At 66.7% G+C, this 22,209-nt stretch carries 18 protein-coding genes; 14 read left to right on the forward strand and 4 right to left on the reverse strand.

The window, feature by feature from the left end; genetic code table 11:
- Positions 1–71: 71 nt before the first annotated feature.
- The 11 genes from ACYQ01_RS18570 to ACYQ01_RS18620 all read left to right on the forward strand — a co-directional run bounded on the left by ACYQ01_RS18570 (position 72) and on the right by ACYQ01_RS18620 (position 14,998).
- The gene (locus ACYQ01_RS18570; protein ID WP_459935309.1) at positions 72–2,609 is read left to right on the forward strand and encodes a pyridine nucleotide-disulfide oxidoreductase/dicluster-binding protein; all 2,538 of its coding nucleotides are present in this window, start codon (positions 72–74) and stop codon (positions 2,607–2,609) included.
- Positions 2,610–2,611: 2 nt separating this feature from the next.
- Positions 2,612–3,370: a DVU_1556 family methyltransferase gene (gene trsM, locus ACYQ01_RS18575; protein WP_459935310.1), complete on the forward strand. Its 759-nt coding sequence runs from the start codon at positions 2,612–2,614 to the stop codon at positions 3,368–3,370.
- Entirely contained in the window at positions 3,367–3,816 is a 450-nt protein-coding gene (locus tag ACYQ01_RS18580; RefSeq protein WP_459935311.1) for a DVU_1555 family C-GCAxxG-C-C protein, read from the forward strand. The genes trsM and ACYQ01_RS18580 overlap by 4 nt, the downstream gene beginning before the upstream one ends.
- The gene (gene trsS, locus ACYQ01_RS18585) at positions 3,816–5,300 is read left to right on the forward strand and encodes a radical SAM (seleno)protein TrsS (RefSeq protein ID WP_459935312.1); all 1,485 of its coding nucleotides are present in this window, start codon (positions 3,816–3,818) and stop codon (positions 5,298–5,300) included. The genes ACYQ01_RS18580 and trsS overlap by 1 nt, the downstream gene beginning before the upstream one ends.
- A 1-nt stretch (position 5,301) precedes the next feature.
- Positions 5,302–6,354 (forward strand): DVU_1553 family AMP-dependent CoA ligase, encoded by a 1,053-nt coding sequence (locus tag ACYQ01_RS18590; protein WP_459935313.1) that lies wholly within the window; start codon positions 5,302–5,304, stop codon positions 6,352–6,354.
- Entirely contained in the window at positions 6,351–7,436 is a 1,086-nt protein-coding gene (locus ACYQ01_RS18595) for an XdhC family aldehyde oxidoreductase maturation factor (protein WP_459935314.1), read from the forward strand. Before ACYQ01_RS18590 ends, ACYQ01_RS18595 begins: the two co-directional genes overlap by 4 nt.
- Positions 7,433–8,719, forward strand: a complete 1,287-nt coding sequence (locus ACYQ01_RS18600; protein WP_459935315.1) for a DVU_1551 family NTP transferase — start codon at positions 7,433–7,435, stop codon at positions 8,717–8,719. Before ACYQ01_RS18595 ends, ACYQ01_RS18600 begins: the two co-directional genes overlap by 4 nt.
- The gene (locus tag ACYQ01_RS18605) at positions 8,716–9,369 is read left to right on the forward strand and encodes a histidine phosphatase family protein (RefSeq protein ID WP_459935316.1); all 654 of its coding nucleotides are present in this window, start codon (positions 8,716–8,718) and stop codon (positions 9,367–9,369) included. The genes ACYQ01_RS18600 and ACYQ01_RS18605 overlap by 4 nt, the downstream gene beginning before the upstream one ends.
- 731 nt (positions 9,370–10,100) lie before the next feature.
- Positions 10,101–10,883: an MBL fold metallo-hydrolase gene (locus ACYQ01_RS18610; RefSeq protein WP_459935317.1), complete on the forward strand. Its 783-nt coding sequence runs from the start codon at positions 10,101–10,103 to the stop codon at positions 10,881–10,883.
- 334 nt (positions 10,884–11,217) lie between these two features.
- Positions 11,218–13,575, forward strand: coding sequence for a GGDEF domain-containing protein (locus tag ACYQ01_RS18615; RefSeq protein WP_459935318.1), 2,358 nt, complete (start codon positions 11,218–11,220; stop codon positions 13,573–13,575).
- Positions 13,576–13,789: 214 nt separating this feature from the next.
- Positions 13,790–14,998 (forward strand): ABC transporter substrate-binding protein, encoded by a 1,209-nt coding sequence (locus ACYQ01_RS18620; protein ID WP_459935319.1) that lies wholly within the window; start codon positions 13,790–13,792, stop codon positions 14,996–14,998.
- 344 nt (positions 14,999–15,342) lie between these two features.
- Here the strand turns inward: ACYQ01_RS18620 and ACYQ01_RS18625 are convergent, their stop codons facing one another.
- The 3 genes from ACYQ01_RS18625 to ACYQ01_RS18635 all read right to left on the reverse strand — a co-directional run bounded on the left by ACYQ01_RS18625 (position 15,343) and on the right by ACYQ01_RS18635 (position 18,714).
- Complete coding sequence (locus tag ACYQ01_RS18625) at positions 15,343–16,128, reverse strand: ABC transporter permease (protein ID WP_459935320.1); 786 nt, start codon at positions 16,126–16,128, stop codon at positions 15,343–15,345.
- Positions 16,125–17,033 carry an ABC transporter ATP-binding protein gene (locus ACYQ01_RS18630; protein WP_459935321.1) on the reverse strand — a complete coding sequence of 303 codons (909 nt, stop codon included), beginning with the start codon at positions 17,031–17,033 and terminating at the stop codon, positions 16,125–16,127. The genes ACYQ01_RS18625 and ACYQ01_RS18630 overlap by 4 nt, the downstream gene beginning before the upstream one ends.
- A gap of 190 nt (positions 17,034–17,223) precedes the next feature.
- Positions 17,224–18,714: a mechanosensitive ion channel family protein gene (locus ACYQ01_RS18635; RefSeq protein ID WP_459935322.1), complete on the reverse strand. Its 1,491-nt coding sequence runs from the start codon at positions 18,712–18,714 to the stop codon at positions 17,224–17,226.
- Positions 18,715–19,455: 741 nt separating this feature from the next.
- On the opposite strand from ACYQ01_RS18635, the gene ACYQ01_RS18640 reads away from it, so the two are divergent.
- Positions 19,456–19,941, forward strand: a complete 486-nt coding sequence (locus tag ACYQ01_RS18640; RefSeq protein ID WP_459935323.1) for a chemotaxis protein CheD — start codon at positions 19,456–19,458, stop codon at positions 19,939–19,941.
- A 105-nt stretch (positions 19,942–20,046) separates the two neighbouring features.
- Here ACYQ01_RS18640 and ACYQ01_RS18645 read toward each other — a convergent pair whose 3' ends face one another.
- On the reverse strand, positions 20,047–20,445 hold the full coding sequence (locus ACYQ01_RS18645) for a hypothetical protein (protein ID WP_459935324.1): 399 nt from the start codon (positions 20,443–20,445) through the stop codon (positions 20,047–20,049).
- Positions 20,446–20,584: 139 nt separating this feature from the next.
- On the opposite strand from ACYQ01_RS18645, the gene ACYQ01_RS18650 reads away from it, so the two are divergent.
- Together ACYQ01_RS18650 and ACYQ01_RS18655 are read left to right on the forward strand one after the other, a co-directional pair.
- The gene (locus tag ACYQ01_RS18650) at positions 20,585–20,845 is read left to right on the forward strand and encodes a hypothetical protein (protein ID WP_459935325.1); all 261 of its coding nucleotides are present in this window, start codon (positions 20,585–20,587) and stop codon (positions 20,843–20,845) included.
- A gap of 638 nt (positions 20,846–21,483) precedes the next feature.
- Positions 21,484–22,053 (forward strand): nitroreductase family protein, encoded by a 570-nt coding sequence (locus ACYQ01_RS18655; RefSeq protein ID WP_459935326.1) that lies wholly within the window; start codon positions 21,484–21,486, stop codon positions 22,051–22,053.
- Positions 22,054–22,209 lie beyond the last annotated feature (156 nt).

Consider the following 22,209-nt stretch of genomic DNA (forward strand, 5'->3'; position numbering starts at 1 on the left):
TCCCCTCCCGACTTCTCTCAACCCGGCGGCGGCTCGCACCCCGCGCCGCCTCAGCCGACGGATCACACTCCATGGACCAAAACGACCTTCGCCGGTGGGAACACCGTTGCGTGCAGGAAGAACAACCCTTCTGCCAGGCCGCGTGTCCCCTGCATGTGGACGTGAGGGCCTTCATGGCGCGCCTGCGCGCCTCGGACAGCGACGGGGCTCGCAAAATTCTCGAAAAAACCCTGCCCCTGCCGGGCGTGCTGGCCAACATCTGCGACCATCCCTGCGAGGCGGCCTGCAAACGCGGCGAGGTCGGCGACACCTTGGCCATCGGCGCGTTGGAGCGCTCGGCCATCCGCCTGGGCCGGCCGGGCCCCAAGCTCCTGACCCTGCCCTCCACGGGGAAACGGGCCGCCGTGGTGGGCTCCTATCTGTCCTCCCTGGTCTGCGCCTGGGATCTGGCCCGCAAGGGCCACCACGTCGACTACTACTGTCCCGACCCGGCTCCCGGCGGCGTATTGCTCACCCTCCCCGAGGCCGTGCTGCCCAAAGCCGCGCTGGAACGCGAGCTTGACCGGCTGAAGGCCATGGGCGTGACGGTGCGCACGAACCAACTTTTGGACAAGGCGTTGCTGGCCACGTTACGCGCCGACTCCAACGCCGTGTTCGTGGAATACTGCACGCCCTATTGCCTGAACCGCAGGCGGGACGTGGACCCCGTCACCCTGCGACTGCCCGAGCCCGAAAACGACGGCGACACGCGCGCGGCCGTGTTTTGCGGCGGCTGGCCCAGGCAGGACGGCAACTTCTCTCCCATGGCCCATGCCGCGGACGGCAGAAGGGCCGCGACCTCCATGGACCGGGCCATGGCCGGGGCGTCGCTGACGGCGGCGCGCGAAAAAGAGGGTGCGGTCCCCACCCGGCTTTACACCTCGCTTGCCGGCGTCACGCCCAACACGCGCGTCGCGCCGGCCTCGCCGGACGGAGTCCCCGACGCGGTCGAAGCCGCGGCCGAAGCCTCCCGCTGCCTGAACTGCCAATGCCTGGAATGCGTCAAGAACTGCGCCTACCTGGCCGAACACAAGGGCTACCCCAAGACCTACGCCCGCCTGATCTACAACAATGCGGCCATTGTGCAGGGCGTGCATCAGGCCAACACCTTCATCAACTCGTGCGCCCTGTGCGGCCTGTGCGAAGAGATCTGCCCGGAGCGGTTTTCCATGACCGACCTGTGTCTGGAGGCCCGGCGCGACATGGTGGCCAGGGGGAAAATGCCCCCCTCGGCCCATGATTTCGCCCTGGAAGACATGGCCGCCAGCCTCTCGCCGGACTTCGCCCTGATCCGCTCCCAGCCGGGCGGAGCCGACACCTGCGCGCACCTGTTTTTCCCCGGCTGTCAGCTTGCGGCCTCGCATCCCCACCATGTGGAGAGCGCCTACCGATTCCTGTGCTCCCATCTTTCCGGCGGTGTGGGGTTGGCCCTGGGGTGCTGCGGAATTTTGGCCCTGTGGGCCGGCCGCGACGACCTTTTCGATCAGGCCAAAAAGACCTTTCTTCTCTCGTGGAACGCCCTGGGCAGACCGCGCGTCGTGGCCGGTTGCGCCTCGTGTCTGTCCACCTTCCGCGAACACCTGCCCGAAACCGAAGCGGTGTTTCTCTGGGAGGTGCTGGCGAAATGCGAACCGACGGATCGGCCGGAAAACGCCCCTGCCTCTCCCGTGGCCCTGCACGACCCGTGCGGTCTGCGCCACGTGGACGCGGCCCGTCACGCCGTGCGCCGGGTACTGGCCAGGCAGGGAGCCGTCTTCGAAGAGATCGCCCCGGACGGTCCCTTTGGCGAATGCTGCGGCTACGGCGGCCTGATGGCGAACGCCAATCCTCCCTTGGCCCGGACCATGGCCCGTCGCCTTGGTGAAAAAAGCCCGCTGGACTACGCCACCAGTTGCGCCATGTGTCGCGACCGGCTGGTGGCCGAGGGCCGGCGCGCCCATCACGCCCTGGACTTCGTGTTTCCCCCGGCCGGCCCGGCCCCGGACGAACGCGGCCCCGGCTTTTCCGACCGACACGAAAACCGGGCCAGGCTCAAGGCCAAACTGCTTCAGGAGCTCTGGAACGAGACGCCTCCCCAGAGGCGGGCCCCTGCTATCACGGTCGAGTTTTCCCAAGAGCTTCTGCCCCTTCTGGAAGACCGGTTTCTCCTGCGCGAGGACCTGATCCAGGTGATTGCCGAAGCCGAACGCACGGGCCGACGCTTCGCCCCCCTCGGGGGAGGACGATTCCTGGCCAGCCTGCGTCCGCGCCGCGTCACCTTCTGGGTGGAGTACGAGCCCAAAGGCGAAGGATTCTCGGCACTTCGCGCCTGGAGCCACCGCATGTCGGTGCAAGGGCCCACGGGCCAGCCCCTGGAGGCGGGCAAGGGCCGCGTCTACCTGCCGGACGGGGAAGGCTGGACCTGCGGTTGCGGTCGGCCCCTCGAACCCTGCGTGGCCAAGGCCGAATACCTGGGCAGCGGTTTCGCCCTGACGCTCTTGGGCTGTGCCGAATGCGGCATGGTCCTGGTGCCCGAGGCGTTGGCTCTGGGCAAAATGGCGGAAGTGGAGCGCCTGCTGGAGGACAAGTAGCCGTGTTCGGCCCGGTCAGGCCCCTGTTCGCCCGGCCGGACTTCCAGGCCGTGGCCGGCAGGACGCTGCGCCCGGGCGGAACCGCCCTCACTGCGCGTCTCTTGGACCGTCTGGCCCCGCACGCCAGGGACTGGGCGCTGGACGTGGGCTGCGGCCGGGGAGCCACCCTGGACCTTTTCCAGGACCGGGGTCTGCGCGGCGTGGGCGTGGATATCTCCACCGGGATGCTCGCCCAGGTCGATTCCGGCCTGCCGGCGGCCGGATCGGTTCTGGACTTGCCCCTGAAGCCCGGGATATTTTCAGTCGTCTTGTGCGAATGCGTTCTCTCGCTCGTGGAGGACAAGCCCCGCGCCCTGGCCGAAACGGCCCGGGTCCTGAAGCCCGGCGGGCTGCTGGGACTGGCCGACCTCTACCTGCGCCCGGGGAAAAGCGCCGGCGTGCTCCGCGCGGTGCGGACCGACGCCGACAAGCGCGAACGCGATGTGTTCCGCGCCCCCCCCACGGAGCCTAAGCCCTCTTTCGCGCGAGCCGGAGTTCCGGCCGGGTGCCCTTCCGGGGCCCTGTCCCGTCCGGCGCTCGAATCCCTGTTGCACGAAGCCGGTTTCACCCTTCACCTCTTCGAAGACCACAGCCGAGCCCTGGCCGAATTGGCCGCGGAACTCCTTTTTTCCGGATTTGCCCGCGAGACTCTGGGGCTTTGTTCTCCGGGCGCGGGCCGGGCCGGCTATTTTACCTGCGTCGCCAGGAAGGAGATCCCGTGAGCGACTATCTTCTCGACATCCTGCCTCTGGCCGCCAGAGGCTACTGTTGCAGCCAAATGCTGGGCCTTTTGGCCCTCCAGGCCCAGGGGGAGGAAAATCCCGGACTGGTGCGCGCCCTGGGCGGACTGTGCCAGGGCATGGGCCAATGCGGCCTGACCTGCGGCGTGCTGACCGGCGGGGCCTGCATCCTGTCCTACTACCTGGGGCGGGGCGCGGACCACGAGACCGCCTCCGAACGGCTGGACCTGGCCATCTCCGAATACGTGGACTGGTTCACCGAGCGCACCGCGTCCTTTGGGGGCATCAGTTGCGAACGGATTCTGGGCGAATGCGTCACCCAAAAGCCGGACATGTCCCGTTGCGCCGACCTCATTTCGGACGGGTGGGGGCAAATCCTGACCATCCTGGCCGAAATGGGGCAAGACCCCACGGAGGCGCGCGCCTGATGGACGATCTCGGCGTCACGCAAAGCCTCTGTCCGGTCTGTCTGCGCCGGCTGTCCGCCCGACGGGTGCGCCAGGGCGACGCCGTGCTTCTGGAACGCATCTGCCCCGAACACGGCGCGTTTCGCCCGGCGGTCTGGGTGGGCGGACCGGACATGGCCGGCTGGCGGCGTCCCAAGACCCCGGCCAGCCAACGTCCGAACGCCCCGGCCCCCGATCGGGGCTGTCCCTTCGACTGCGGCCTGTGCGCCGCCCACGCCCAGCACACCTGCACCGCCCTGGTGGAGGTCACCGGGCGCTGCGACCTGGGGTGTCCCGTGTGTTTTGCGGAAAGCGGCCCCCAGGCCCCGCCGGACCCGCTCGCTTGCGACCTGGCCGACCGGTTCGTCCGGCTGCGGGCCGAAGCCGGGCCCTGCAACATCCAGCTTTCCGGAGGCGAACCCACGGTGCGCAACGACCTGCCGGAAATCGTGGCCCATGCGCGCCGGGCCGGCTTCGCCTTTGTGCAGCTCAACACCAACGGCCTGCGCCTGGCCCGAGAGGCGGGATACGCCTCCCGTCTGGCGAACGCCGGGTTGGCCTCGGTTTTTTTGCAGTTCGACGGCTCGGACAACGCCTGCCGAGCCTTGCGCGGCCGTCCTCTTCTGGACGAAAAGCTCCGCGCCGTCCGCGCCTGCGCCGAAGCCGGCCTCGGAGTGGTGCTGGTGCCCACCCTGGCGCGCGGGGTCAATCTGGACCAGCTCTGGGACATCGTGCGCACCGGGCTGGATCTGGGGCCCGCCGTTCGCGGCGTGCACTTCCAGCCCATGGCCGCTTTCGGCCGCCACCCGGAAAGGGGCGACGCGGGATTGGGTCCCGGCCCCACCCTGCCCGAAACGCTGTGCGCCCTGGTGGAACAATCCGGCGGGCGTCTGAGGGAGACGGACTTCCACCCGCCCGGGTGCGAGCATGAACTCTGTTCGTTTTCAGGCCTGTTTTTGCGTCAGGGATCTGGACTGGTCCCGGCCGGACAAGGCGGCCCGGGCTGCGGCTGCAAGCCATCGGCCGGCGACGAGTCAAGCGCGACACTGCCCCCCCGGACGGACCCGCCGCACAGCCTTTCGGCCGGCGATACGCCGCCCGGGGCGGTCCGTTCGGCGTCCGCCTCCCCCCTGGCCCGGCCCCAATCCGCAAGCCAATCCCCCCCCACCGCCCTGGAAGGCGCCCTGGCCTCTCGGGCCTTCACCGCCAGGCAGTGGGCCGCGCCGCCCAAACCCGTCGCGTCCGACGAGCTCCAGGACGATTTCGACCGCTTTCTGGCCAGCGCCAATGCCGAACGGCGCTTTTCCATCTCGTGCATGGCCTTTCAGGACGCCTGGACCGTGGACCTCGAACGCACGCGCGGCTGCTGCATCCACGTATCCACGGCAGACGGAGGACGCATTCCCTTCTGCCTCTACAACCTCACCGCCCGCGAGGGGCGCGCCCTCTACCGGGGCAGGCGCTGACATGGCCTCGACGCTCGATCCCTGGATCGCCCGGCGCATCGGCCAACCGGAGGACCAGGCTCCGGCCCCCGACGCCCTGGCCCGCTGGCAGGCCGCGCGCGTGGTCGACATCGTGAAGCACGCCAGGCAACACAGCCCGTTTTACGCCGAGCGCCTGCCGGCCGCCCTGCCGAACAGCCAAGACCCCGCCGAGTTGCTCGCGGCCCTGCCCCTGCTCAGCGCCGGGGACATTCGCGAACACGGCCAGGCCATGCTCGCCGTCACGCCGGGCGAAGTGGAACGCGTGGTCACCCTGAACACTTCCGGCACCTCGGGAGCGCCCAAGCGCATTTTCTTCTCGTCCCGGGACCTGTCCGACACCCTGGAATTTTTTCGCGTCGGTCTTTCCGGCTTCGTCTCGCCGGGCGACGTGGTCCTCATCCTGCTGCCCGGACGCCGCCCGGACGGAGCGTCCGACCTGCTGGCCCGCGCCCTCGCGGGCATCGGCGCCACACCCGTCCTGGCCCCGGAAGGCCTGCCCCCGGAGCGGGTCTCGCGCCTGGCCCGCGAGCGCAACGCCCACTGCCTGGCCGCCCTGCCCTCGCAACTGGAGGTCCTGCTGCGCGCGGCGGGTCCCGGAGCGATGGGAGCGCGCCGCGCCCTGGTCTCGGGCGAACCGGTCGCCGCCGAGCTGCGTGTCTTGGCCCTAAGCGCCGGCGTGGAGATCTTCGCCCACTACGGCCTGACCGAAACCTGTTTCGGCGGCGGGGTGGAATGCGACGCCCATTGCGGCTACCATCTGCGCGAAGTCGACCTTTTCGCGGAGATCATCGACCCCGCGACCGGCGCCCCGGTGGAGCCGGGCGGGGCGGGGGAAGTGACGCTCACGGCCCTGGGCCGCCGCGCCATGCCGCTGATTCGCTACCGCAGCGGCGACTTTGGCCGTCTGCTCGCCGGCCCCTGCCCGTGCGGCAGCCCGTTGCGCCGTCTGGGGCCCCTGTCCGGGCGCATCGAACCCGTTCCGGGGGGCTTTCGCGTGAGCGCCCCCCCCAAGGGAGGAACCGACCAACCATGAGAACCTTGTACAAGACCCTTTGTTCCTGGCTGGACCAGGGGCTTTGCGTGGCCGTGGCCACGGTGTCGGCCCAGGCGGGCTCGGCCCCGCGCACGGCCGGAGCCAAAATGCTGCTCGCCCCGGACGGCCGCATGGCCGGCAGCGTGGGCGGCGGCCTGCTGGAGGCCGAGACCCTTCGCGCCGCCAGGCGTATGCTCGACGACCCCACGTCCAAGCCCTGTCTGCTTTCCTTCGATCTTTCCGAGGTGCTTGCCGCCGGCGCGGACATGATCTGCGGCGGCCATGTGGAAGTGTTTGTGGAGCGCGTGGACCCGGGCCCCCAGGCCCTGGTGTTCCGGGAGCTCCTGGCCCGGCTCACGGCGGGACGTTCCTGCCTGCTGGCCTCGCCTTTGGCCGGCGGAGAGCGCCTTCTGGCCGCGCCCTGGCCCCCGAAGGCCCTCGCCCCGACCGCCGGCCCCGGCGACGATACGTCCCGGCCCACGTCCGCTCCCCCCTGGGACATCACTCCCGACCAGGCCGCCATGCGTTTCGGCCCCCAGGTCGCGGACCTGCGCTGCGCCGGCATGGTCAAAGCCCCGGACGGCGACTGGCTGGCGGAGCCTTTGCCCGCTCCCGCGCCCCTGGTGCTCGCCGGGGCCGGACACGTCTCCAGGGCCACGGCCCACCTGGCCGCCCGATGCGGATTCCGGGTGGTTGTGCTGGACGACCGGCCGGAGTTCGCCAATCGGGAGCGCTTTCCCGAAGCCGATGAAATCCTCGTGTGTCCCCTTTCCGACTGTCTGGAGCCGCTGCATCTCGGCCCAGAGGCCTTCGTGGCCGTCATCACCCGGGGGCACGCCCATGACGCCGTGGTCTTGGCCCAGGCCCTGCGCTCGCCGGCCGGCTACGTGGGCATGATCGGCAGCACGCGCAAACGCGACGCGATTTACGACTCCCTCAAGCGGCAGGGATTCGCCCAGTCCGATCTGGACCGGGTTTTCTGCCCCATCGGCCTGGCCATAGCCGCGCAGACCCCCGAAGAAATCGCGGTGAGCATCGTGGGCCAGCTCATCGCCTTCCGGGCGGGAAAAACCCTGCGATGACCCCGCGTCTGGCCGCCGTGATCCTGGCCGGAGGGTTGTCTTCGCGCATGGGGGATTTCAAACCCCTGCTGCCCCTGGAGGGCCGATCGGCCCTGGCCTGGTGTGTCGAGGCCTTCCGCCGGGCCGGTGTGGAAACCATCGCTGTGGTCGCGGGCCACCGCGCCGACGAGGTTCGGGCCGAAGCAAAACGCTTGGGCATCGCGTGCCTGTTCAACCCCGACTATCGGCAGGGCATGTTCACTTCGCTCAAGACTGGACTGGCCGCGCTCTCTCCCCGCCCGGACGGGGTGTTCGTCCTGCCCGTGGACATCCCCCTGGTGCGGCCGGTCACGATTTCGCGTCTGATACGGGCCTTTGCCGGGGACATGGCCATCCATCCCACGCTGGGGGGCAAGCGGGGGCATCCGCCGCTTCTGCCTGGGGCCTGGATCGAACGTATCCTGGATTTCTCCGGCGCGGGAGGCCTGCGCGCGGCGCTGGAGGAGCTGGAAGCCCGCCACGGAGGCCTGGACGTGCCCGTGGCGGACGAAAACATTCTCCACGACCAGGACCACCCCCACCAATACCGCCAGGCCCAGGTCCGGGCGTCGCGCCTGGGACGTCCGAGCGCCGCCGAAACCGAGGCGCTCTTAACGATGTACGCCATGCCCCCGCGCGGCCTGGCCCACGCCCGGGCCGTGGCCCGCGCCGCCCTGGCCCTGGCCTGGGCTCTCAACGACGCCGGCCGCCACCCTCCCCTGGACCTGGAGTTGACCGAAAACGCCGCCCTGCTCCACGATATGGCCAAGGGGCGCAAGAATCACGAGGCCGAGGGCGGACGTCTGCTGGACGAGGCGGGGTTTCCCGACGCGGCGGCCGTCGTGCGCGCCCACCGCGACATCGACCTGCCGCCGGACCAGCCCGTCACCGAGCGCGAGGTGGTCTATCTGGCCGACAAGCTGGCTTCGGGCGACCGCATGGTGGACGTGGCCGCGCGGTTTCAGGAAAAGCTCGACCGCTTCGCCGCCGATCCCGAAGCCGTGGCCGCCATCACCGGCCGGCGCGACCGGGCCTTGGCCATGCGGGCCAGGATCGAAGCCGAAACCGGCCTGAGCCTGGGCGAGATTCTCGCCCGGGGCTGTCTGCGGACGCGCCCGGGAACCGCCCCGGACCGGGCGGGCGCGCCCGAAACGGGCGACACGCCAGCCCCGGTTCGCGGTTCGTCGACCGCCGCTGCGCCACAAGGGGCAGCCGACCCCGTTCGCGTTCCGGCGCGCGGCTCCGCGGGCAAGCCCGTCGCATGAAACGCCTGGTCCACCTCCTGCGCCACGCGGCCACCGAACCCGAAACGCCCTGGCGGTTCACCGGCCGCCGCCATCGCCCCCTTTCCGCCCGGGGACTGGCCCAGGCCGCCCTGTGGCGCGAGCGCCTGGCGCGTACGGCCTTTGCCGGGGCCTGGTGTTCTCCCCAGGACAGGGCGCGGCGCACGGCGGAAATCGTGCTGGACGGGCGCGACCGGCACCCCGTCGTGCTGGACGACTTGGCCGAGATCGACCTGGGCGAGTGGGAGGGGCTGAGCGTGGAAGAGGTACGCGACCGTCATCCTGGACACTTTGAGGCCAGGGGCCGCGACTTCGCGGGGTTCCGCCCGACCGGAGGCGAAAGTTTTTCGGACCTGGCCGACCGGGCCGAGGCCGCGCTGCGCGAGGTTCTGACCCTGGCCCGCGACCTGCCGGCGGGGCCGCTGCTCGTAGTCACCCACGCCGGTTTCATTCGGGCGCTCGTCTGCCGCCTTATGGGCATCCCCCTCACCCGGGTGATGTGCCTGGCCCAGGATGCGGGCTGCCTGAACATTGTCGAGACCGGACCGGGACCGGCCCGCCTGGTGCGGCTCAACATGGCGCCGGAATGGGAAAGCGACGACGACGCGCCCCCCGGACAAACGCCCGCCTGAAGCGGGGAGACATCGCCCGGGCGCGCCCGGGGAGCGGACCGCATCAAACCGGTCAGATGGCAGCAGGTCAAAGTCGCCGGGCGCGCGCCCGGGGAGCGGGCGGTGCGTCTCAGCCCGCCAAGCGGGCCGACGCCACGAAAAAGGGTCCCCATGTGATGGAGACCCTTTGAAAAATGGCGCGGCATGGAGGATTCGAACCCCCGACCGTCGGCTTAGCATACCACTTCGGATTTCCCCGCCTTGCCCCGGCAAGTTCGTGGTCTGGACTATCCCTTCGCCCTACCCGCAAGCGTCGGGTTTAGGCGCCGACCGTCTAGTCTCTACACCTTCCCGTCCCTTCGGACGGGCTTGGCTCGGGATCGCCATCCTGCGCATGGCAGGGAAGGGTTCCCCGACTTTGGCCGGTTCTACGCTTTGGGTTTCCCCAAAGGCACTCCTTCTTGAAGGCCGATGCTCTATCCAACTGAGCTAATGCCGCGTAACGTCGTCGGATCGACAATATCCGAAATCCCCGGGCTTGTCCCGCTTCGCGTCGTTCGGGCAAGGAATTTTCGACGGAAGCAGCCCAGGCTTTTCGCGGAAAAACTCCCAAGGCGTCGCCTGAGTAGCCCAGGGCGTCGCGGGGGTCAAGATTCTTGGCCCGGCCTTGACAGCGGGCCCCGTTCCAGACCAATATTTTTCCGATATTGTGTTCGCGGCCCATCCCCCCACCCCCCTCCGCAGGAGAAGTCATGAAACTGCGCATACTCGGGTGCTCCGGCTCCGACCTGCCAGGCCATCACCTGACGAGTTTTCTCATCAACGATCACATTCTCCTGGATGCGGGGTCCGTGACATCAAACCTCTCCCTGGCGCAGCAGGCCGCCATCACGGACATTTGCGTCACCCACGCCCATCTCGACCACATCAAGGACATTCTTTTTCTGGCCGACAACCTGATCGAATTCTTTTCCGGGCACGACCGTCCGCCGGTCAACATCCGGGGCCTGCCCGAGGTGCTCGAAGCCATATCCACCCATCTGCTCAACGACACCATCTGGCCGGACTTCACCGTCATTCCGGCCACGTCGCCCGTACTCACCTACGCGCCCCTGCAGCCGGGAACCCCGATCGCGCTCGGCGAGCTCACCCTGGCCACCGCGCCGGTCAACCACGCCAAGGCGGCTTCGGGTTTCGTGCTGTGGGGACAAGAAAGCGACGAAGTGCTGGCCTATACCGGCGACACAGGCCCCAACGACGCGTGGTGGCGGTTTCTCGACTCCCTGTCCGTGCCGGTCAAGAATCTCATCACCGAGGCCTCGTTTCCCAACCACCTCGAAGAATTGGCCCACATCTCCAAGCATCTCACCCCCAAACTCCTGCGCCGCGAGCTGGAAAAGCTCCCCTACCGGCCCAAGGTCTTCATCTACCACATGAAAGCCCCCTTCTCCGAACAAATCCAGGAAGAACTCCACCTGGCCCTGGACGGCTACTCCTTCCACCTGCTGCACGAGGAGGAAACCTTCGAGTTCTAGCCGTTCGGACATCCGCTTTTTCGCCTCCTCGAGCCCTCCCCGAGCCGGCGTCACACGATTGTCACACGACGTTTCATCCCTGCCGACACAGACTCGACCAGTTCGGGATTTGTCGCATAAATGTCACTGGCTTCTTGTCTTCGGGCCGGTCTATGCAAAAGGCCGAACGCCCTTCCCGCGCGCGGCGTTGGGCGCGGGCCGGGCCGCCGCGCGTCCACGCCCGCGTCTTCCCCTTCGGAAACCGGAGCCCCGGGGCGGGGATACCCGTCGCCCCAACGCCCGGCCCGCAATATCCCGGCGCGAAAGCCCCTGGCGGACACTTTGCGGAGGCCGCATGAACAAGAATCCAGATTCGTCCACCATCATCTTCAAGAACCTCTTCGAACAAGGGCGCGGGGCCGCCACACGGTCCAACGGCAACGCCAAGCCAAAGATCGCCACATTTTTCGACCCCCTGAGTTGTCCCCTGGACAAGCCCCTGGGCGTCATCACCTTGCAGTTGGCGGATTTTCACCTGAACTTTTCCGGCATGGGCATGGAAACGGGCTTGCAATGCCTCGATATCTGCCTGGAACTGGCCCTGGAAACGTTCGAGACCCATTTCCCCGGTTGCGCGGTGGTTCTGGCCCAGGAGGCCATGCCCGGAGAGTTCGTGCTCCTCTTCACCCATCCCGGCCGGGAACGCATAGGCCTGTTCGGCGCGTACCTGGCCCTGCGCGCGGACCTTTCCAAGGCGCTGGGAGCCAAGCTTCCGTTGCTCAGCGGCGCCGCCATGGAACTTCTGGTGGGCTTTGCCGAAGTGGACAACGACGGCCCCGATCCGGCCGGCAAGCCCCTGCACACGGCCGTTTGCCGAGCCAGACGGCTCTCGCTTCGCGCCTTTGACCAAGAGTTGGCCAAAACCTCGCCCCAGTTCAAGTCCATCCTCGAACAGGGGTTCACGGGCGTGCTCTTTCAGCCGGTGGTCAACCTGACCGATGGCGCCATTCTCGGCTGGGAGGCCCTCGCCCGCAGCGGATCGGGCTTTTCCATACAGGAGGCGCTCAACCTGCTGGAACTCAAGGGCGCTCCCCACGAGGCGCTGGAGTTCGAACGCTCCCTGTGGCGCTTGGCCCTTTCCGGCTGCGGACCGCTGGCCGCGCATCAGAAACTCCACCTGAACGTGAGCCCGGCCTGCCTGGCCGACCACGCGTATCATCCCGGGGAGTTCGCCAAACTTGCGGCGGACTTCGGAGTGGCCGCCCATCAGATCGTGCTGGAATTTTCCGAAAAGCTCAGCCCCGGCGAGCTTTCCGGGCTGCTCGAACGTCTGGAGGTCTACAAGTCCTACGGATTTCTCACCGCCATAGACGACATCGGGGCCGGCAACTCCAACCTCCTGCTGCTGGCCCGATTCCGGCCCGACTACATCAAGGCCGACGTGAGCCTGATTCGCGACATCGAAAGCAACCCCTTCAAGCGCGTCATGATCGAAACCCTGGTGCTCATGGCCGAAAAGACCGGCGCCCAGGTGGTGGCCGAAGGCGTGGAAACCGAACTGGCCCTGTCGTCGCTGGTTTCCATGGGCGTTCACGCCGGTCAGGGCCATTACCTGGCCGCCCCGGCCTTCCCCAAGCCGGACCGATCCGTGCGTATCCCGCTCAAGGCCAGCTACAAGCAGGCCATGGCCGGCGAATGGAAATGCTCCTCCCCGGTGGGGGAGCTGGCCGGAACGTGCCCCACCGTGGAGTGCGCCGACGTGGTGCAGGACGTCAAACGCCTGCTGGCGGACAAACCGCCCATGAGCTCGGTGGTGGTGGCCGAGGGCGAACGGCCCGTGGGTCTCATCATGAACTACAACCTGGACCGGCTGCTCAGCCGCAAGTACGGGGTGGACCTCTACTACAAGAAAAGCGTGGCCAAGCTCATGGATTCGGCCCCCCTGGTGGTGGAACACTCCACCCCCATCGAGGACGCGGCCCGCATGGCCATGAACCGGGGACCGGACAAGATCTACGACGACATCATCATCACGCGCGGCGGAGCGCTCAGCGGCGCGGTGTCGGTGCAGAAAATCCTCGACACCCTGGCCAAGGTGCAGGTGGAGTTGGCCAAGGGTTCCAACCCCCTGACCGGACTCCCCGGCAACGTGAGCATCGAGCAGGAATTCCAGCGCCGCTCGCGCGAGTCCATCGCGTCGAGTCTGATCTACATCGACCTGGACAATTTCAAGGTCTACAACGACGTCTACGGCTTCAACCAGGGCGACAAGGCCATTCTGCTCACGGCCCAACTCACGCGCGAGGCGGTGCGACAGGCCGGATTGCCTCAGGACTTCATCGGCCACGTGGGCGGGGACGACTTTCTGCTCATCACGGCCAAATCCCGGGCCGACGCCATCTGCCAAGCCCTGGTGGAATCCTTTTCCCGCGAGGCCCCCAAGCTGTACCGCGAGGAACACCGTCGCAAGGGCTGCATCGTGGGCAAGAACCGCGAGGGCGTGGAGCAGTGCTTTCCCCTGATGACCATGTCGGTGGGCATTCTCGACTGCGATTTTCAAACGCCGGTGTCCTACGCGGACTTGAGCCAACGCACGGCGGAGGTAAAAAAATTCGCCAAGTCCAAACCGGGCAACTCCGTGGCCCGCGACCGCCGGGCACCGTTGGGGTCGCCTTCAAGCGCAGCGGGGTGTGACTCCCGCCGCACGGACTGACCGGTCCGCCCGCGCGCCAAACCGGCACCGGCCGAATTCGACCAACACCTTCCCCGCGCCCGCAAACGCCCGGCGCGGCCGCGTCCCCGCTCCGGGCGCGCGAAAAAGAATGAAAATATCGCCCGCTCTCGCTAGGGTGTCCGCCAGGCGGCGTGAAACGGCCCGCCGCCGAATTCTCCCGCAACACATGACGAACCCCGTACAGGAGCCCCGCATGAGCCTACGCGTCCAGCACATGAGCCGTCCGCCTCTGACCGCGCGCAAACCCGATCCGCTGCGCCCGCATGGCCTGATCCCAGGCGTCATCGTGTGCCTGCTTGTCCTGCTTCTCGGCGTGCGGCCGAGCCTGGCCGCCGACCCGGTGGTCATCGGCGCGGTGTACAACCTCACCGGGTCCATGGCCTCCATCGACGGGCCGGGCCTCGAAGGCATGAAGCTGGCCGTGGAGCACATCAACGCCAAAGGCGGCGTTCTGGGACGCCCCCTCAAACTGGAAGTGCGCGACGGCGGGTCGGACCTCAAGCGCTGCAAGGCCGCGGTCCAGGAACTGGCCAAGGCCAAGGTGTCGGCCATGGCCGGCCTTAACGACTCGGACTACGCCTTCGCGGCCGGCAAGGCCGCAGCCAAGGCGCGCATTCCCTTCGTGACCGCCGGCGCGACCCTGCCCAGTCTGCCCCGCAGCGTGGGCCCGTACTTTTTCATGGCTTGTTTCGACGACAAGGCCCAGGCCAAGGCCGTGGCCAAATTCGCCCTGCGTCGCCTGGGCGCGGGCTCCATGCTGGTGCTCACCGACAAGGACTCCTCCTTCGCGGTGGCCCTGGCCCGCTATTTCTGCAAGGCCTACGCGGTGCACGACGGCCTTGTGACGGCCAAGCGGGAGTTCAGCCCTTCCGACCCGGACCCCCTGAGCGATCCGGTCCTGAACTGCATCGCGGGGGGAACCTGCCAGGGCGCGTTCGTGGCCGGAGTGCCCGAGGACGTGCTGCCCACGGTGGCGGCCCTTCGGGCGGCGGGTTTCACCGGAGCGATTTTCTCCGGCGACGGCTTCGATACCCCGCTGTTGGACCAGATCAGGAACATGGCCTCGCCGGGCGTGTATTTCTCGACCCACGTGTCCTACGACAATCCCCGTCCCCAGGTGCAGGACTTTGTGAACGCGTGGGAAAAAGCCTACGGAAGCAAGCCCCAAAGCGGTTTCGCGGCCCTGGGCTACGACGCCGTGGGACTCATCGCCGACGCCGTGGCCCGGGCCGGCTCCGACGCGCCGGACAAGGTGCGCGCCGCGCTGGCCGCCACGCGGAACTATCCCGGAGTCACCGGCGAGATCGGCTATCCCGACCCCTTGAGTCCGCCGCGCAAGCCCGTGGTCATCGTGCGCTACGACAAGGGCGGGCGCACCTTTGAGAAAGAAGTGCTGCCGTAGGACGCGCGTCCCACGCGCCCGTGCGCTCCCCCGGCCATGGTCCGGGTCGGAGAAGGACCATGGCCGGGGGAGTTCAACCCGGCCCGCCTGGCGGAATTCTCCCGCCCTTCCTTCCCGGCCACGGCCGGCAGAAGCGGTCCTGAGACCCGCGGAGCCGGGCGGAACGCGGTGGGGAAAAAACGCGCTCCCCTCACCCGCGAACCGGTAACCGGCAGGCCCCGAAAACGGACGTTCCCATGACCGCTCCCGGACCCGTCTCCTTACGAGCGTGTCTCCTCACGCGGGAGCGGTCAGGCCCGGCGGGAATGTGCGGCGACTCCCCCGCCGGGCCGTTTTTTTACGGGCTATTTGATGAGACGCCTGCGCATGACCGCCACGCCCAAGGGATAAAACACCAGGGTGAATCCGACCAGGTAGGCCACGGCCAGGGGCACGCCGTCGGCCGAGCCGCCCAGGCAGGCCCAGCGGCAGGCCAGGGTCAGGTGATACAGGGGGAGCCCCTTGGCCAGGGTCACGGCCCAGGCGGGCAGGCCGTCCACGGGGAAAAAGGCCCCGCTGAAAAGAAACATGGGCGTGATGAAGAGAAAGATGGGGAAGTTGAACATTTCGATGGTGGGGGTGATTCCGGTCAGCCACATGCCCACCGAGGAAAACGCCAGCCCCCCCAGGACCGCCAAGCCCAGCAGCCACAACCCCTCGGGGAAGCGCACATATCCGAACCCGGCCACCACCGTCGCCATGATCACGGTGGACGCCACGGTCTTGCTGGCCCCCCACAGGATCTCGGCCGTGATCACGTCTTCCAGGGACAACGGCGTGGCCAGCATGGCGTCGAAGGTCTTCTGGTAGTACATGCGTACGAAGGACGAATAGGTGGTCTCGTAGAAAGACCGCCACATGATCGAGGCCGCGATCAACCCCGGAGCGATGAAGGCCGTGTACTCCACAGTCCGGCCACCCAGTTCCATCCGGCCCACGATGCCGCCGAGTCCGGCCCCGAAAGCCAGGATATACAGGACCGGTTCGGCCAGCGAGGGCAGGAAGTTGATCTTCCAGGTGTGGCGGAACACCCGGGCGTTGCGCGCCCAGACCCGCCACAACCGCCAGGAGAGATTGCCCAGAAAGCTCATTCGCGCAGCCCCCTTCCGGTCAGGCGCAAAAAGACGTCCTCCAGGGTGGAGGGACGCAAGGTGACGCGTCCCTCGGGCAGCATCCGGCGCAGGTCCTCCAACTCCTGGAAGTCCGCTCCGTAGACCAGGACACGTCGGCCCAGGTTTTCGCAGTCCAGCCCCGCCTCCGCAACGGTGCGCAGGGCTTTCGGCCCGGGGTCGGCCAGGTCGAGCACCGCCCGGCCCGCGTGGGAGAGGATGAGCGCATCGGGCGTGTCGTGGACGAGTTCCTTGCCGTGGTCCATGATGAGCACCCTGTCGCAGAGGCTGGCCGCCTCTTCGATATAGTGGGTGGTGAGCAGGATGGTGAGGCCGCCGGCCGCCAGTTCGTCCAGCCGGTTCCAGAGCTGGTGGCGCGACTGGGGGTCCAGGCCGGTGGTGGGCTCGTCGAGGATGATCAGCTCCGGCCGGTTGACCAGGGTCCGGGCCAGCATGAGCCGCCGGGCCATGCCCCCGGAAAGTTCGCGCACATCGGCCCTGGCCTTGGACTCCAGGGCGAAGAACTCCAGAAGCTCGGCCGCCCTTTCTCTGGCCTCGGCCCGGCCCAGGGAAAAGTATCCGGCGAAGACGACCAGATTTTCGAGCACGGACAGTTCCGGGTCCAGGGTGTTGCTTTGCTGGCAGACCCCGATGCGGGACCGGATGTCGCGCCAGTGGACGGCCACGTCCAGCCCGAACACCCGCAACTCCCCGCCGGTCCTGGGAGACAGGCCGTAAAGCATGGCGATGGTGGAGGTCTTGCCCGCGCCGTTTGGCCCCAGCAGGCCGAACACCCCGCCCCGCTCCACCCGGAAGCTCAAGCCCCGCACGGCCTCGAAATCCCCGAAGGATTTGCGCAACCCCTCGGCTTCAATTACAAAGTCCATAGCGTATTCCCGAGTTCGTTCGACATTCGCCATTTGCGCGGCGCAGTTGTCGCGTTGTGCCGTTCGCAGTCCGGGGGCTTCCGGTCCGCGGGCGGAAAGCCGCTGTACCGCCCGGAGCCCGCAGGAGGCAACACCCAAACGGGGAAGCGGCAGGGGGATTTCCCACGCACATCGCCGATATGGACGCCCATCAGCCCGAAACGTCGTCGTTTGCGCTCTCGGGCTCCCCGTTTCGCAGGTCGGCGCGGATTCTGGGCAAACTCTGGGGAAACCGCTCCTGCAAAAAGGCGATCATCTTCTCCCTGACCTCGCAGCGCAAATCCCATGTGGCGGAAGCGTCGTCGGCGCTGACCACCAACCGCACCTGCATGCCCTGCGGGTTGGAGTCGGTCACCTGCACGGACCCCACCTTGCCGTTCCACCACCTGGACCGGGCCAGCACCCTTGCCAATTCCTCGCGCACCGCCTCCACCGGGACGGTGTAGTCCGTATAGAGAAAAACCGTGCCCAGCAGCTCGGAGGACACCCGGGTCCAGTTCTGGAACGGCTTTTCCGTGAAATAGGTGGTGGGGACAATCAACCGTCGCAGGTCCCAGAGTTTCACCACCACATAGGTCGTGGTGATTTCCTCGACGCGGCCCCACTCTTTTTCCACGATCACCACGTCGTCTAGTCGGATGGGTTGCGTGAGGGCCAACTGCAACCCGACCAGGATGTTGGTGATGGAACGTTGCGCCGCCAGGCCGACCACGATGCCCGCAATGCCGGCGGATGCGAGAATGCTTGTGCCCAACTGCCGAACCCTGTCGAACAGCATGAGCATGGACGCGCCGGATATCACCACCACCAGCACGATGCCCATGCGTTTGAGAAAACGCACCTGGGTGTGCATCTTGCGCGCTTGCAGATTGTCGGCCACGTCCAGGGGATAGCGGCTCAAAAAGACCTCTTCCAGTCCCCCCAGGGTTTGTATGGTCAACCAGGCGATGGATGCGATCAGCAACAGTCCGAATCCCTGGCCGAGCACGTCTTCCACCGAGTCGGGCAAGCCGAACAAAGGAGTCACCATGCGGCTGAAGATCAAAAGGATGAGAAACTTGACTGGCGAGCGATACCTTCGGGAAAGGGCCAGAACGCACTTGGCCAACTGATGGTCTTGCCCTCGCGCCCAACTGTTCGCCTGATAATCCACCAGGTGCAGCATGCGGTAGAGAAACCACAGCGCCGCGACCGAGCCGACGAGGTCCGTCCCCCATTTGATCCAGCGATACGCCTCTTGTGGTATGCCCCGGTTGGCCACGCGGGAGAACAACGGCGAAATCGCGCCGTATGCGCCGTAAGCCCAGAGAAACAGCGACAGCGGTTTGCTGACCCCGCGCACGAAAAGGGTCGACCAGGAAACGGGGCCGGACATACCGGCCTTTCGCTGCAACCAGCGGTTGATGCCCAGACGCACCGCGCGTTCCGTCACCAGCACGAGAAGAAACAGCGCCACACAGGCCAGCATCTTAAACCAGGTGACGCCTCGCAAGACCTCCTGGTTGATCCAACCGCCAAAAATCGGCGCGGCCCACTGCTCGAACTTTCCGATCTTGAGCCCGATCTTCTCGCCGGCGCGGTCGAGCTGCTCGGTCTTGATGGGAGTGGGCACCTGGTCCGATATTTCCTTGAGTTGATTCAAGACCCCGGATCCACCGGGTTGCGTCGGCCTGGACGCCTCCGCGCCGGACGCGGAAGAGACGGGCTTGCGCCCCTGCGAGTCGGAGGCCGCGCCCGCCACGAACGGCGCCAGCAGCAAAACCGACAGCACCAGGATGCCAAATAACGACAGGCTCGCCCCTCGTGTGTTCCCGCGCAAAAAGGACGTTTCCCAACACGTTCTCGAAAGTCCATTTTTCCAGGCATGGCGCATCACGTTTGACATCCGTCCTTCCGCATTCTTCTCTCCTTGGCGCTTTTGGCTTGCCTCGACGCGGGGACTCGCTTCACGAAAGCCCCGACTGGCGAAACGTGGCGCGCGGGAGCGCGTTCCCGCTGCGCCCGATTGCGCGCGAAAGCCCCTGAATATACCGATGGCGACACACGCGCCCCCTCGGGACACACGTGGCGACATCCTGTTCAAAGCCCACAGCCGCTTGTGCAAAACGATGATTCATGGCATTGGTATTCCGTAAAACGATGCCCCCCTGGATGGGAGCGCATCTCAAAAGGACGCATGCGACATCGCGGGGACAGGCTGGCCGAGAGAATCTTTCCCGGCCTGATCCCGGAAACGAAATACGATTTCGCCTTACCTTGACATTTCTTAACGATTTCGCCGGTTGTCCGGCATCGCCCGACCTCGTCCGAAATGGCGCGGGGTCGTAGCGAGGAAAACGTGAGCAGACCCTTGCCACCTCCTCCACGCAATCTGCGCGATATCATGGCGCGCAAAGCGGTGGTGCTGACCGATTACCTCAAAGTGGCCCAGGGCGGAGTCTATGAAGAGCCCACCGCCGTGCGCACGGTGCTGGGCTCCTGCGTGGCGGCGGCGTTTTTCGTTCCGGCCAGACGCATCGGGGCCATCTTCCACGCCTTTCTGCCTTACGCCGCCGACTACAAGGCCGATCTTCCGGCCGAGGACTACAAGTTCGTCGACACGGCCATCGCCAAGGTCATGCGCCGTTTCTCCCTTCTGGGCATCAAGCCCGCCCATATTCAGGTCAAACTCGCCGGAGGGGCCAACGGCATCATCGGCGAAGCCGTCGGAGTGGGAGGCAAGAACGTGCAGGCGGCCTACAACGTGCTCTCGAGCATGGGGCTGCGCGTGGTTTCCGCCGACGTGGGGGGAGCTGTGGGGCGTAAGCTCGTCTATTTCACCGGTACCGGCGAACTCTACATTTCCTATCTGGCCAAGTCCTACGAATAGCCCGATCCCAAAGCCCGGGCCAGCTCTGTTCCGTCCGGAAAAAGGCCGTCGCCGCCCCGGAGACCCCGCACGCCGCGCTGTCCGACACCGCCGACCGGGCCCCGGTCAGGCCTGGCCGTCCTGCTCGCGGGCGTCCTGGATTATGTCGGGATAGAACGCGCGCTTGTTGGCGTAGGTCATGGCCGAAAGGAACTTGTCCGCCCCGTCCAGGTCATCTGTGGCGTGCACGTGCACCACTTTGCCTTCGATGTGCTCGTTGTTCTCGTAGTGCAGCACGTAGTGGATGAGATACCGGGTCCTGGTCTTGAACAAGGCGATGGACTGAAGGTGGGTCTTGTTCTGCGCTTCGGGCTCCAGACAGTCCGCAGCCACGTTGTAGTAGGCGAGCAGCCGGCCGGTGAAAACGAAAAACGTCTCCCCCCTGGCCAGCTTGTAGGTGCGGGTCTTTCCCAGACTGCTCGAATTGATGTCTTTTTCTCTACACTTGCCGAAGAAGGAAAACATACGGACTCCACGCCGACTAACGGACGTAAGCAAGTGTTCATAGTCTCGTGCCCGGATTTTTTCAAGTCCGACGCCGCCAGGCTTGCCAAACGGGACACTTTGCGGGAACATTTTTCCTGTACAGCATGCGAGGAACGCAATGGCCGTGATCCAACCCGTGTACGGTGCCGCTCCGGCGGAACGGACTAGCAACGTGGGAGCCAACCCCCTGGACGAGGCCCGCGCCACGGCTAGCTCCCAGTCCGCTACGGGTCGGGCTTCGGCCTTGCACCCCGATGCGACCGAACAGGCGCGCCAACCGACCAGGACGCTCCCCATTCGCCAGACCAACGCCTCCTGCGTGGCCGGAACTCCGGCCGAATCCGGCGGCAAGGGCGCCATCGTTTCGATCATGGTCTAACAGCCCGCCCCAAAAGTCGATTCGCACCGTCTGTTCAGAACCTTTCCCTGCCGGCGCGAAACACGTCAGGCCCGAAACGGCTCTCTCCTCCGCCCGGCTTGGACTTTGGCGCACCCGGTCCGCCAGGGAGATTTCGCCCAACCCACCCACGCCAGCGCCCCACGCCAGCCGTCCGCGCCAGCCGTCCACGCCAGCCGTCCGCGCCAACCGTCCACGTCAGCCGTCCACGTCAGCCGTCCACGCCAGCCGTCCACGCCAGCCGTCCGCGCCAACCGTCCACGTCAGCCGTCCACGTCAGCCGTCCACGCCGGCCCATCGACGTCGCCTGCATCGCCCCCCCTTTCGGGCGCGACGCACGCCTGCGGCTTACGAGCCATACTCCCCGTCCTTATCCTCTTCGCCCGGCGTGGTCCGACGTGTTGCGGGCCGCGATCCACTGCGGCGCAGCCTCCCCCGCCGTCTGGGGAAACAAAAGAACGGTTTCCGCAAGTAACCTCTGGACAAGGACAAAATAATATGATGTTCATCATATGAAGAGGCCGCAACCACGATCTTTCCACCTGGCCCGGAGACCGCACCCACGTCCGGCCCCCAAGGGCGACCGGGACATCCTGGCCGCAACCGCGCAAGGAGTTGCCATGGAACTTTTGCAAGCCATCAAGGAACGCCGCAGCATCCGCAAATTCACCCCCCAGCCCGTGGACGACGCCCTGGTGGAAGACCTCATCAAGAAGGCCCTGTGGGCGCCTTCGGGAATGAACCGGCAGGCGTGGATGTATCTTGTGCTCAAGGGAGAAAAGCTCAAGGAATTCCTGGAGCAGTTCGCCCGCAAGACGGCAGAAAAGCTTGATCCGGCTCTGCAAAAGCTCTTCGCCGACAAGATGCGCAACTACATCAAGGGGTACTTCAAGGACCTGGGCGGCGCGCAGACCGTGGTGATCTGCCTCTCCAAGGGAGCCGAGGACTACGTGGAAGACCACGCCAACATGTGCTCGGCCGCGGCCAGCTTCTACAACTTTCTCCTTCTGGTCCACGAAGCCGGCCTGGGCGCCTGCTGGATGACGGGCTACGCCGGCGTGGAAAAGGAACTCATGGAATTTCTCCAAACCCCGGGCTGGAAGCTCTGCGGCGTGACCCCCCTCGGCTACCCCGACCAGTCCCCGCCCGTGCCGCCCCGCAAGCACGAAACCATCGTCTGGATGAGCTAGTTTCTCCTCCTCCTCTTGGTCGCGCGGGCCGTTTTCGGCCCGCCGGCCTTTTTCCGCTCAAGCGCGCGAGGGGTCTCCCCGGATCGATCCTTTTCCGGCCGCCCGGTGACCGGTTGCCTCGCGTCCTGCGTGTTCGTCCCCCCGGCGTCGCATCCT

This window comes from Fundidesulfovibrio butyratiphilus, from assembly GCF_054657235.1.